Here is a 13,355-nt window from a genome sequence, read left to right as displayed (position 1 = left end):
TAATATTAAGATTTAGTTATGTATCCTCTGAATGAGCTTTTTAAATATTTATTTGGATATAAATCATTAATCATTGCGTATGGACTTCCATTCCAGTATCTTACTACTGGTGTCCATAGTCTATTCCTTTTTAGCCACTTCATTGTGTATTGCTGTAATAATTGATTATCTGTCAGCTTTTCTTTTTCCTCAATTGTCCACTGTAATGCATCTAGCGCTTTCTCTCTCGTCCAAAAACCATTAGGTGTCATCTTAAATTCCCATTCTTTAAATTGATTCGGATATAAATCATTAATCATTGCATATGGACTATCATTCCAATATAATTGACAGGCTCCTCTCAATCCTGATTGAGTTAACCATTTATTTTCGTATATATTCTTCAACTGATCTGTATTTAATTTTTCTTTTTCTTCAATTGTCCATTTCAGTGCTTGTAACGCTGTTTCTTTCGTCCAAAATTTATTAGGAGCCTTAATAAATTCCCATTCTTTAAATCGATTTGGATATAAATCATTAATCATAGCATACGGGCTTCCATGCCAGAGCCCCCTTAAAGGTGCACTTAGTCGCCTTTCATTTAACCATTTTTGCCCATAAATTTGCAAGAGTTTTTGAGGCGATAATTTTTCCTCTTCTTCAATTATCCATTTTAATAATTGTAATGCCTTTTCTTTCGTCCAAAAATTTAACGGCGTCATTCTAAATTCCCATTCTTTAAATTGATTTGGATATGCATCATTAATCATCGCATATGGACTATTGTCATATTTATGCTTCAATACGCCACGTAATCGATACTTTGCAATTAATGAGTTATTCCAATTCTGTTTTATCTCTTCTTCGTTCCAATTTAAAATGTTTGTTACTAAATACCTTGTTACTCTTTTAGCCATTTCATTGTTTTCATCTAAATTCCAAGTATTTCGTGGAAATCTATTTCTTTTTCCATCTAATATCTCCTGATAGATGTCCTCTATAGTAATTGTGTTCATCTGCATCACGTAACCTTCACTTTATAATGTATTAATATATAGTTAAAATGATTTCAAACAATTATTAATATTGATAATATACGTTTTTAGTGGGTTGCAAACTGTACTTATCAATTAAACATGCATATAATTCTGCATACATGTTACGTTAACCACTTTTATTTACTGATATGTAGAGTTTAACGGTTTTTACATAGTAAATAGTAAATCTTCCTCCTGATAAGCACACCAATCGTAACACGTCATTTCTACCCGTACGTTTTCTTGTATAATTTGTTTAGGACCCTGTGGTGTATCGAGAAAATTCATCTGTAAAGCCGCGTGTTTATTGACAGTATACTGTAACGCGTTTTGTAATTGTTGAACGTCTAACGCTCCTTTGATTTAAATAGAAATCGGTTCATAATATAAGCCTGATTTTTCATCAATTTGATGTGCTAGCCATAATATTTTTCGATTTTCTGTAAGAGGGGCTTGAGCGTCGTTTATCACATGAGAACTTTTTGTTTTTAAAAATTGTTTCATAAATGTCCCTCCCAAAAATATAAAAAATAAGATTGAAACTGCTCTTAGCGTGAGTCTCATACAGTGTAGAATAGATATCCAAATATAATCCGGAATACTTAATTAAGATTTAACATTAAAAACATTACACATTTAGTATATTAAAATATAATAAATGTGTAACCCTCCAATTGGCTGTTATATAACTCAGCCAATGTATTAACTTCTTTCAGAAAGAAGGATAAGGGTGTTTCTATCCAATCCCCCAAAATGGGGGAATAAACAAAAATAAAGCATATTTGGTTCTGTTGCAAAGATGTCTAAGCAAAGTTAAAATTTAAAGAAAATGACTCGAGGGGCATGATACATGAGATATTTTAAAGGAAAACAATTCAAGAAAGATATTATTTTGGTAGCCGTTGGCTATTACTGTCGTTTTTCTTTAAGTTATCGTGATGTATCTGAAATTTTGAGGGAACGTGGCATCTCTGTTCATCCGACAACGATTATGCGTTGGGTACATGAATATGGAAATCAGATGTATCAAATTTGGAAAAAGAAAAACAAATCCGCACAGCTATCTTGGCACCTGGATGAAACCTATATCAAAGTGAAAGGCGAATGGTGTTATCTCTATCGAGCAATCGATAAAGATGGACATACATTGGATATTCAACTTCGCAAAAAACGAGATCATCAAGCTGCATATGCCTTTATGAAAAGACTAGTGAAAACATTTGGAGAACCAACGGATCTCACAACAGACAAAGCGCCCGCGCTACTTTGTGCGTTCAATAAATTGAGAGAACAAGGCTTTTATAAGCATACCACTCATTGTACAATCAAGCATTTGAATAATCTCATTGAACAGGATCATAGACATATCAAGCGACGTTTTTCCAGATCCGCAGGATTTCAAAGTCTTCGCCATGCTTCACGCACCTTGAAAGGAATCGAAACAATTCATGCTATATATAAACGAAAACGAAGTTTGCAACAACCAAACTTCGCTTTTTCGACGTACAATGAATTACAACAATTTCTAACGATCGCATAAAATCTATCTGCAATCATACCAACTTTTTATCTGTAAAGAAACTTTGCAACAGAACCAAAAATATAGAAAACAACCTGATATGCATAATTACATTTTAAATGCGATGTATCGTCATATACAATAGATATGAAAAAAATAAATTTGCACATTTTACGTGTCATTTAGATACGACTTACATCGAAGTTAAAGGAGAGTGGTGTTTACAAGGTGACTTAAATTAAAAAAGGTTGTAAGAGGCAAACTATGGGTACAGATCAAAATAGAAATGAATATGAAATACTGGATTCTTCATTCTATCATGAGTACACATCAAACAGATATCCTTTTGCGAAGAATCCAAACGTTATGAAAAACACCAATTATAAAAATATTAATTTTTCTTTTATTAGCAGTGCATTGGGTAGCATATTCAATACCTTTCCAATAAAAGTCTCTATATAAATAGCCTTAGTGCAAATGAGCGTGATTTGAGAATACACTCTTAAATAAACATACTAAGCATAAAAAATGAGAATTTTTAATTGAATTGCGTAATATTGTGTCTATCGATATCATTAAGTGTGTAGGAATAAATTGAATAAAAATATATAAAGGAAAAAGAAGAAGAAACCTTTATTAATTTAGAAATGGAGGAATTATATGACAAAGAAACACAAAAAAATATTATCTATGACATTAGCTACAGGTGTATTTGCTGGAACCTATATCCCCACTGCTTATACGGCATTTGCAGAAACCGAACCAAAAGAAGATTTAAATGAAAAGCAAACAAAAAACATTAATCAAAATAACCCTTCAATAGATTTAAAAGGTTGGTTTGAAAACCCTTACAAGGGAGTAACCTTTGACCAATTTATAAATGCATTTAATAACAATGCCTGGAATCCCCTATTAGTTGATCTTAAAAACAACGGGAATGCCGGGTCAGGTACGCTAGTTTTCTTAAAAGGCATGATGGGGACAGGGTTATCATTATTACCACCGCCAGCTAGTTTGTTAGGAAGTGTTTGGAATATATTTATGCCTTCTACTAATGGTGGAACAGATATGTGGAAGCAGTTAGAAACATATATTGAAGAAAAAATAGATAGTAAAATAAATGATTATCATAAATACCTTATGGGTGCTGAATTTAATGGAGCTATGCAATATATAAAAGAGTATCAACGGGTTTTACAAATATATAATGACAGTAAAAATAGAGTAGAAGCTCCAGGCACAGCAGTTATCACTGCTGCCAGAAATGCAGATACTGCGTTGAAAGCGTTTATTGCTATTATTCAAACTCCTGAAAAAGAAACAGATTCTGTATATCAACAAATAACAGCTCCAATCTTTGTACAAGCCGCCAATGCTCATCTCTTATTACAGAGAGATATGATTTTATATGGCAAAGAATGGGGAATGGATACAAATCAATGGCAAGGATATAAGGATAATCAGAAAAAACTGATTCAAGAATATACGAATTATGCTATGAAAGTATATAACGATGGTTTGGAAAAAAGGAAAAAAGAAGCTGAAGAGATTAATACGCAACAACCAAATAGAAATACTGACAGATGGAATCATATTAATAATTATGTAAGGGAATACACATTAAGTGTTTTAGACTTTGTAGATTTGTTCCCAGCAACAAATCCTGAAACATATTCTAAAGGCTTAATGCAAGAAAATTCTAGGCAAATTTATTCTTCTATTAAAGGCGCAGTCATACCACAAGGAGGAACAGGGGAAGGAACAACATGGGAAAACATACAAAAGATCCTAGATTCTCAAGCTTATACAGGGGATCTGTTCAAGCTTGATATACGATCCTATGATCGTATTGATGCTATTCAACCATGGTATTCTGATAAACTGTATGGTGGTTCTAATTGGACTACTCCAGGATGGACTGGAAATACAACTGGAGGAACTTTAAAGACTCTAATGAATCCTATTGATAATCCGATTATAAGAGTTAAGGCGCAATCAAGCCGTACTCCTAATTATATTGACTTTAAATTTGATACTGGGGGAGATAACCCATCCTTTGGTAGATATATTTCAGGCAGCGGCTCACACAAAGAAGATATTTTTGAATATCCGCATCAGAAACTTTCTCAAGTTCATGCATTTAACAAAAGTACCTATCCAGGATTTGAGGGTATTGATGCAGTAGTATTTGGGTTTGTCGACAAGAATTTGAATCAGTCGTCCACTTATCTAATGACAAATATGATAACAGCAATCCCAGCTGCGAAGTATAACCGTGGTATGGGTAATTTCCAACCACAAGTGGAATCTATACATGCTAAGCAAAAAGCGATGAAAACTGATACTACCAATTCCTATTTAGCATATGGCGTCGAAGTTTCTAAGGAACAGGAATATAAAATTAGATATAAGGTTGCAGCTAACGAGAATTCTAAAATCAGTCTTTCACATAGAAAGCCTGGTGGTAACTATGCAAAAATAGCTGACACCACCATTCCTATTACTGGAAATTTCGCAGATACTGTTAAAGGAGAATATGGTTCTTATAAGATTGTAGAAGGACCTACTGTTAAGTTAACAAAAGGTACACATGATTTGAAATTGGAAAATTCACAAGGTAAATTCTCCATAGATCAAATTGAATTAGAGCCAGTTGAGCAGGATCAGGTGATAGCACAAGATAACTTTGATGATAAACGGTTAAGTTGGGTCAATTTTGGTAGTATTGTAAATGGAGGTGTGACCGGTAAAGCTGGTATGATTGATGCAAATGGAAATACTTGGAATTTTATTCAAGATCAAGTATTACCCTTCTCTAAATATACCTTGAGTATAAAAGTGAAATTGAATTCCACAAATGGAAATGAGAGACAAAATGTAACGATTTACACAGATAATATGAAACGTGAGCGAATAACAAAAACAGTCGAACTTAAGGGGAACGCAGGCTATCAAGAAATACAACTAGAATTTATTACACGTAGAGATTTAGCAAACACTCATGTTGGGATTTTAACGTCAAATGGAGCATCGAATATATTATTTGATGATGTTAAAGTTATCGGTGCGAAAAAATAAGTTTCTTTTGCAAAATTAAAAAAGTATAAACAGATAGATAACCCACTTGAAAAAATTCAAAAGTAAGTATTCATAATGACGTTCGTACGAGCTGAATCATTTTCATTAGTAAATATACCTCATGCTCAATCTTTTAAAATAAAGATTGTGAATCATTATGTGAACAATTTTCAAGAGAATCTTTTGATTAAAGAGCATATATTTAAAACTAATTTTGAATTCTCTAACAGGGATGCGGCAACATCGCCATCAAACTAACTAAAATGAGATACCCCCAAACCGATAAAAATGGGAGTATCTCATTTTTATATATTTAACTCAATTTCTTTGTTCATGCAACAAAATTTGTATTTCTTACCACCGTTAGACCTACTTCACCTGTCACTAGGCCTATAACTAGACATATCAAACGATTTGGTGATTATGTAATTGACTTACAAAAGATCCCTCATCCAATAGAATAAAAAATACCTCTATAAAAGAAATAGGTCATAGTTAGAAATAAAAGTAAGCCTATATGACCTATTTTTACACGTATCTCGGCTGTACCCCATCATTACTATTATTTTTTAAAACACAAATAGCCCAAAATAAAAAAATCTGATTTTTTCTACAAATGAGGGAGCAGCAAGCTTATATAAAAGTTTATAATTAACTATCTTCATGTTCCTTGTCTAAAAAATATTGAATGTTTCTTTAAGAATTTGATGATATTGTTTCTCTGTTATTTTTTTGATATGGTCCCTCCTATATATCCCCTCCATAGTTTGTAGCATCAATGCAAGTAACTTGAGGAAGTTCAGAAGAGACTTCTCTTGGTTCTGTTGCAAAGTTTCTTAACAGATAAAAAGTTGGTATGATTGCAGATAGATTTTATGCGATCGTTAGAAATTGTTGTAATTCATTGTACGTCGAAAAAGCGAAGTTTGGTTGTTGCAAACTTCGTTTTCGTTTATATATAGCATGAATTGTTTCGATTCCTTTCAAGGTGCGTGAAGCATGGCGAAGACTTTGAAATCCTGCGGATCTGGAAAAACGTCGCTTGATATGTCTATGATCCTGTTCAATGAGATTATTCAAATGCTTGATTGTACAATGAGTGGTATGCTTATAAAAGCCTTGTTCTCTCAATTTATTGAACGCACAAAGTAGCGCGGGCGCTTTGTCTGTTGTGAGATCCGTTGGTTCTCCAAATGTTTTCACTAGTCTTTTCATAAAGGCATATGCAGCTTGATGATCTCGTTTTTTGCGAAGTTGAATATCCAATGTATGTCCATCTTTATCGATTGCTCGATAGAGATAACACCATTCGCCTTTCACTTTGATATAGGTTTCATCCAGGTGCCAAGATAGCTGTGCGGATTTGTTTTTCTTTTTCCAAATTTGATACATCTGATTTCCATATTCATGTACCCACCGCATAATGGTTGTCGGATGAACAGAGATGCCACGTTCCCTCAAAATTTCAGATATATCACGATAACTTAAAGAAAAACGACAGTAATAGCCAAAGGCTACCAAAATAATATCTTTCTTGAATTGTTTTCCTTTAAAATATCTCATGTATCATGCCCCTCGAGTCATTTTCTTTAAATTTTAACTTTGCTTAGACATCTTTGCAACAGAACCAATAAAATGATGTCTGGTTGATAATGATTCCACTTAAATACATTCTTCTTTTCCATATGGATCACGCACCTTTTTTAGATTCATACTAGCAGTATGTCCAAGTTTGAGAAACCATTTTCATATACTTTACGTTTTCTGCACCAGAATCATAAATTGAAACTGCATGTTGTTTCAGAATTTCAGAGACGTCAAGATAACTTAAAGTAACATGACGGTTATCAAAAATAATGCCTTTCTTGAACTGTTTTTCTTTAAAATGCCACATGTGTGATTCTCCTCGCTTCTATTTTTTTAGATTGTAACTAGGCTTAAGAAACTTTGTATCAGAACCCTGCTCATTAAATATGAAAAATATAAATTGGAAAAAACGCCCAATCAATAGGCTTATGAACGGCATACTCTATTAATGGAATGAAAAGAGAATAAAAACGGAGGAGATTAACATGATGAGAAAACGATTTTTTGATTTATGTGAGGGAGATCGAATAAAAGTGTATTCTGCAGGAAGATATGAAGGCGAAGGGATTTTTATTCGATTTACAGAAGAGAAATGCGAGGATTTTATTTATTGGATCAAACGAAATGGAAATGATTGTTATACAAGTTTAGATGTCATTAATATTGAAAAAATTCGTTATGGATATGGTTATCGTGATGAACATCATCATGAGTGTCATTGTAAAGGGGATTGTAAATGTGGGAAAAAGCGGGATTACAAAAGAGACGATAATTAATGTTAAATATAACGAAAGATAGTCTTTATGAAGGAGGCTTCTAGAGATGACTCAATCAATTGTATGTGAGTGTAATCGCTGTAAACGACACAAAGTATATGAAAAATGGAGAGTAAAATTAGGAGACCCTATTAAAGTATATTCGTTTGGTCATTTGTTGAAAAAATGTGGCACTTTTTTAGCAATGGAGTATTCGTTTGTCAAATGGTTAGATGCAGAAAAAAATTTGCATTTCACAAGTTTACACTCACTACACATTCAGAAAGTAATGTAAAGATATTAAAAATACAACAGAAAAAAGGGGGCTACAATATTAATTGCTACCCTCATTAAGGGAATTATGAAAAAATTCAGCAACATTGAAATGGCCCCATAAATTTGATACTTGTCAACATTTACTGGACACTAAATTAGATGAACATTATGAAAAATCTCTCTCAAATTCGATAGGAAAAAGATAATCTCAAGAAAAATGCATTCTTGTTGTATTGTAATACAACTCTATATATTTAAATATTTCTGTCCGATCTTGTTCAGTTGTTTAAATTAAGTCATACTGGTACTAATACTTACAAAAAGGTGTGAAATCAGTATGAAAAAAGAAAACTTATTTAAATGGAAACATTATCAACCAGACATCATTTTATTAACGGTTTTGTTGCAAAGTTTCTTAACAGATAAAAAGTTGGTATGATTGCAGATAGATTTTATGCGATCGTTAGAAATTGTTGTAATTCATTGTACGTCGAAAAAGCGAAGTTTGGTTGTTGCAAACTTCGTTTTCGTTTATATATAGCATGAATTGTTTCGATTCCTTTCAAGGTGCGTGAAGCATGGCGAAGACTTTGAAATCCTGCGGATCTGGAAAAACGTCGCTTGATATGTCTATGATCCTGTTCAATGAGATTATTCAAATGCTTGATTGTACAATGAGTGGTATGCTTATAAAAGCCTTGTTCTCTCAATTTATTGAACGCACAAAGTAGCGCGGGCGCTTTGTCTGTTGTGAGATCCGTTGGTTCTCCAAATGTTTTCACTAGTCTTTTCATAAAGGCATATGCAGCTTGATGATCTCGTTTTTTGCGAAGTTGAATATCCAATGTATGTCCATCTTTATCGATTGCTCGATAGAGATAACACCATTCGCCTTTCACTTTGATATAGGTTTCATCCAGGTGCCAAGATAGCTGTGCGGATTTGTTTTTCTTTTTCCATACTGATCACACACCTTTTAAAGTAGTAGTACCAGTATGGCCAAGTTTGAAAAATACATTTCAAGCATTTTGGGATTTTTGCACCAGAACCAGAAAAAGAGGCTCGTTCTGATACTAGAACGGACCCCTTTTTTAGTAGCTCCCTTTTTTAACTTGATTTGTATTTTCATTTATATAATCAATCAGATTTTGAATCATATCAATAGATAACTCATCAGGAATTTGAATACCAAATTTCTATTCAAGGTTCACCATTGATTCAACAACATCTAAATCCAATAAGTCTAAATTGTTCTGTAAAGGAGTTTGTTCATTAATTAAAGATTAATGAACAAACTCCTTAATATTTCAGTTATTTTTAAAGTCGGTTGTAAGATATACAATAGGCTTTGTCAGTAAGGTTTTAGTTTTTCGCAAGTATACTGATTCTTATTTAGAATCGTTAACGGTTATATCTTTGATTACACGTACAGCTAGAGTTTTGGTTATAATTATTGTTATGGCCTTGGTTACATGTGCAACCGGAATGCTGGTCATCATTGTTAGTATAATTTTGATTATACATACTACTAGAGTCTTGGTTATAGTTGTTTGTATATTCTTGATAATACACATTGCTCGTATTCTGATTATAATTTCCATTATAACTTTGCTCATACATATTACCCGTGTGCGGGTTATTATTGCTAGTATACCCTTTCATACAAAGCAACTCGATGCTTTGTATATAAAATGTACCTTCGGTTTCTCCAATCTCTATTCGTATACGATCGTCTTCCGGGAATACCTCTACTGTTTTTGTCATATATCCTTCTTCACAAGAAGTAAACGTAAGTGTTTCCTGTTTTCCATTACAATCCATCAGCGTTACATACCCTTTTCCAAGGCCTTCTTTTTTGGCACTCACACGTAACACATATCCATGATGGTCTTGGGCATGCAGATTTTGAGATACCCCTGCACTCCAGTTTGATAGAACTAATACAGAAGCGCCATCCATTTGTTGTACCGCTACCTTTCCTGTTTCGCGCCATCCCATTAATCCTTGTGTAAAGTCGCCATTTGTTAGGACATTTCGTGCATCATATAAATAACGTGCTTGCACTATGCGTGCATGTAAATCTGTATACAAATCATAGTTCATACCTGGAGCATCCGGTAACCAGGCATAGTGTACATAGGGAATCGACTGTACCAACTGATCGGCATTTTTAATATGATCTAAAGTAATATGATATTGTAACTCTTGTGCACTTGTAAATAATGCATCTACTGCTTGTTTTGCTAGATCATAAGCCTGTTGTGTTTCCATTCGCTTTTTCTCCATGTGTTGCTTCCATTTCTTTTCCTTATGTTTCACATGTGCCAATGCTTCGCCTGTTAGTGGTCCTTTTTCAATTACTTCTAAATTTCCTAATGTAGCGTATCCATCTGGATTAGAAATTTTAAATAAGACCCAAATACCTAAATTTTGATTAATATCTAATTCGCCTGTATCAATATGAAAATCAATTGGATGACGATCGTGACACTTCGCACGTTTTTTACCTAGATTTGACTGGCACGCATACCTACCAGAAGCATATCCATCTGTATATGGTGTAGGATATCCTTGGTTCATCACATACTGTGTAGATGGTTCACAACGAGTATCATCTCCACATGAAGAGCTAGACTGCATATAGGCCAAATCATCTGGCACATCCATAATGGCGTCAATTTCTTCCCCGTAACGGGTTACCATTAATTTTAAATCTTTACTACTTCCCACAAACCCTCTTACTCGGTAACGTGTATAGGGTTTTAATTTGGATTCATCTATCTTTTGATACACATATGTTGGAAATATGGTTCCATATATGTCTCGTGCTCCACCCATCTGAAGAAATTTCCCTTTAAAAATAGGATCATTGGATCCTATTATAATATCATTACTAAATGTCCAACCATTTCCAGGAAAGTCTCCGAAGTCCCCATTTTGGAGTAAATTACGAGACTGACTAAGTTGTTTTGCCTGTTTTACCTCATCCCATAACATTATTTTCTCCTGTGGATTTTGTTCATCTGACATACATTCTATCGAAATGGCCGCTTGATCTATTTCATAATCTGTCGTTTCTATTTTCAACGTGTTTTTCGTACCACTTGTAAACATAGGATTCACAACCTTTTTCACTTATTTGTTAAAAAGCAATAACATTTACTTTAGTACATAATTTGGTTTAATTGATAAACAGATCGTTCACCACGTTTTGGGCTTTTTCTAGATTCTGTTCTCCTTCAGATTCTAAAATTGTGGTATTTTCTGGGATAAACTCAATTTTGTCAATGATAATGTTGCTATAATGTCGATTTTCTATAATTATTTCAACACCTGATTGATTAAATGTGGTAACTAAAGTATTCAAGACATAGGAGACATATTCCGATCATTTGCAAAAGGATATCTGTTTGGCATATTTGTGTTATTCGATGAAGACTCCAATATTTCATATTGATTTTGATATGAATTCATCTTTTTCACTCCTTATGTGGTTCTTATTTTTAAGGTACCTAACAAACATATGCCAGGTGTCTCTTTACATATTCGTAATGCTCCTATGTATTCCTGTAATAAAGTTTCTACAAATATATCCATTATTTTTGGTAAAATATTAATTTTTTGGACCTTCTCTTTGTGTATTGCATGTATTTTTCTAAACTTTTAATTGTTTGTAGAACGATTTTTTTTATTTTTAGGAGTGAGGGAGGTTCTGGTGCAAAGAATGAACAGGGATTACATAAGACATGGATTCCAAATGGCATCAATGGTTCTGTTGCAAAGATGTCTAAGCAAAGTTAAAATTTAAAGAAAATGACTCGAGGGGCATGATACATGAGATATTTTAAAGGAAAACAATTCAAGAAAGATATTATTTTGGTAGCCTTTGGCTATTACTGTCGTTTTTCTTTAAGTTATCGTGATATATCTGAAATTTTGAGGGAACGTGGCATCTCTGTTCATCCGACAACGATTATGCGTTGGGTACATGAATATGGAAATCAGATGTATCAAATTTGGAAAAAGAAAAACAAATCCGCACAGCTATCTTGGCACCTGGATGAAACCTATATCAAAGTGAAAGGCGAATGGTGTTATCTCTATCGAGCAATCGATAAAGATGGACATACATTGGATATTCAACTTCGCAAAAAACGAGATCATCAAGCTGCATATGCCTTTATGAAAAGACTAGTGAAAACATTTGGAGAACCAACGGATCTCACAACAGACAAAGCGCCCGCGCTACTTTGTGCGTTCAATAAATTGAGAGAACAAGGCTTTTATAAGCATACCACTCATTGTACAATCAAGCATTTGAATAATCTCATTGAACAGGATCATAGACATATCAAGCGACGTTTTTCCAGATCCGCAGGATTTCAAAGTCTTCGCCATGCTTCACGCACCTTGAAAGGAATCGAAACAATTCATGCTATATATAAACGAAAACGAAGTTTGCAACAACCAAACTTCGCTTTTTCGACGTACAATGAATTACAACAATTTCTAACGATCGCATAAAATCTATCTGCAATCATACCAACTTTTTATCTGTTAAGAAACTTTGCAACAGAACCCAAAACCTCGTGTAATAACTGTGGATGGTGATAAAGCCTATCCCGTTGCGATACGGGAATTAAAAAATGAAAAAAGCATACCACATGGTATGCCACTTCGAGTGAAAAAACATTTAAATAATATGATTGAGCAAGACCATCGGTTTATCAAAAAACGAATCTGGACTATGCTTGGATTAAAATCATTACGAACTGCTACAAAAATGATTGCTGGAATAGAAGCCATGCATATGGTCAAAAAAGGACAACTCAAATTAAGGGTGCAGTCTGTCAAAAATCAGAATAGATGTATCCAGCATTTGTTTGAATTGACAGCATAAGAACTGATGCCGTTTGGAATCCATGTCTTATGTAATCTCTGTTCATTCTTTGCACCAGAGCCAATTTTACTTGGAAAGATTTTAAACAGAGTCCTAAAGTTTAGTGAATATTATCATCTATCTATGAATACATTTGCATTAAATCCAAAATAAGCATCATGAAAGGGTGTTTTTTGTGAGGAATAATTACAACAATGTGAATCAGGGCACTCCTAGAGAGTACC

The 13,355-nt window shown here is 33.6% G+C and carries 11 protein-coding genes and 2 pseudogenes; 6 read left to right on the top strand and 7 right to left on the bottom strand.

Annotated features, from left to right (window positions below; genetic code table 11):
- Positions 1-5: 5 nt before the first annotated feature.
- Together MHH27_RS30385 and MHH27_RS30380 are read right to left on the bottom strand one after the other, a co-directional pair.
- Positions 6-1,001, bottom strand: coding sequence for a DUF4046 domain-containing protein (locus MHH27_RS30385; protein ID WP_340945529.1), 996 nt, complete (start codon positions 999-1,001; stop codon positions 6-8).
- 378 nt (positions 1,002-1,379) lie between these two features.
- A complete protein-coding gene (locus MHH27_RS30380) occupies positions 1,380-1,520 on the bottom strand; it encodes an amino acid adenylation (RefSeq protein ID WP_325097659.1) in 141 nt (46 codons plus the stop codon).
- Positions 1,521-1,866: 346 nt separating this feature from the next.
- On the opposite strand from MHH27_RS30380, the gene MHH27_RS30375 reads away from it, so the two are divergent.
- Together MHH27_RS30375 and MHH27_RS30370 are read left to right on the top strand one after the other, a co-directional pair.
- Complete coding sequence (locus tag MHH27_RS30375; protein ID WP_340945357.1) at positions 1,867-2,556, top strand: IS6 family transposase; 690 nt, start codon at positions 1,867-1,869, stop codon at positions 2,554-2,556.
- 639 nt (positions 2,557-3,195) lie between these two features.
- Positions 3,196-5,613 carry an insecticidal delta-endotoxin Cry8Ea1 family protein gene (locus tag MHH27_RS30370; protein WP_340945523.1) on the top strand — a complete coding sequence of 806 codons (2,418 nt, stop codon included), beginning with the start codon at positions 3,196-3,198 and terminating at the stop codon, positions 5,611-5,613.
- 873 nt (positions 5,614-6,486) lie between these two features.
- On the opposite strand, the gene MHH27_RS30365 is transcribed toward MHH27_RS30370, so the two are convergent.
- Positions 6,487-7,176 carry an IS6 family transposase gene (locus MHH27_RS30365; protein ID WP_340945511.1) on the bottom strand — a complete coding sequence of 230 codons (690 nt, stop codon included), beginning with the start codon at positions 7,174-7,176 and terminating at the stop codon, positions 6,487-6,489.
- Between the two features lie 151 nt (positions 7,177-7,327).
- Entirely contained in the window at positions 7,328-7,507 is a 180-nt protein-coding gene (locus MHH27_RS30360) for a hypothetical protein (protein WP_340945521.1), read from the bottom strand.
- A 181-nt stretch (positions 7,508-7,688) separates the two neighbouring features.
- Between MHH27_RS30360 and MHH27_RS30355 the strand changes: the two genes are divergently transcribed.
- Both MHH27_RS30355 and MHH27_RS30350 read left to right on the top strand, forming a co-directional pair.
- Positions 7,689-7,976, top strand: a complete 288-nt coding sequence (locus MHH27_RS30355) for a hypothetical protein (RefSeq protein WP_340945519.1) — start codon at positions 7,689-7,691, stop codon at positions 7,974-7,976.
- A gap of 46 nt (positions 7,977-8,022) precedes the next feature.
- The gene (locus MHH27_RS30350; RefSeq protein ID WP_340945516.1) at positions 8,023-8,250 is read left to right on the top strand and encodes a hypothetical protein; all 228 of its coding nucleotides are present in this window, start codon (positions 8,023-8,025) and stop codon (positions 8,248-8,250) included.
- 433 nt (positions 8,251-8,683) lie between these two features.
- On the opposite strand, the pseudogene MHH27_RS30345 reads toward MHH27_RS30350, so the two are convergent.
- The 3 genes and pseudogenes from MHH27_RS30345 to MHH27_RS32135 form a co-directional block, all read right to left on the bottom strand.
- Positions 8,684-9,193: pseudogene (locus MHH27_RS30345) on the bottom strand (IS6 family transposase); the annotation flags it as partial.
- Positions 9,194-9,632: 439 nt separating this feature from the next.
- The gene (locus MHH27_RS30340) at positions 9,633-11,345 is read right to left on the bottom strand and encodes a pesticidial crystal protein (RefSeq protein ID WP_340945514.1); all 1,713 of its coding nucleotides are present in this window, start codon (positions 11,343-11,345) and stop codon (positions 9,633-9,635) included.
- 67 nt (positions 11,346-11,412) lie between these two features.
- Positions 11,413-11,598, bottom strand: a complete 186-nt coding sequence (locus tag MHH27_RS32135; protein ID WP_445688852.1) for a hypothetical protein — start codon at positions 11,596-11,598, stop codon at positions 11,413-11,415.
- Positions 11,599-12,065: 467 nt separating this feature from the next.
- Here MHH27_RS32135 and MHH27_RS30335 point away from each other — a divergent pair, with 467 nt between their 5' ends.
- Positions 12,066-12,755, top strand: coding sequence for an IS6 family transposase (locus MHH27_RS30335; RefSeq protein ID WP_340945511.1), 690 nt, complete (start codon positions 12,066-12,068; stop codon positions 12,753-12,755).
- A gap of 58 nt (positions 12,756-12,813) precedes the next feature.
- Positions 12,814-13,131: pseudogene (locus MHH27_RS30330) on the top strand (DDE-type integrase/transposase/recombinase); the annotation flags it as partial.
- Positions 13,132-13,355: the final 224 nt, after the last annotated feature.

Source organism: Bacillus sp. FSL L8-0152, assembly GCF_038006365.1.
Taxonomy (GTDB): Bacteria; Bacillota; Bacilli; order Bacillales; family Bacillaceae_G; genus Bacillus_A; species Bacillus_A cereus.
The sequence above is the reverse complement of the archived record's forward strand: the minus strand, read 5'-3'. Positions and strand labels throughout refer to the sequence as shown.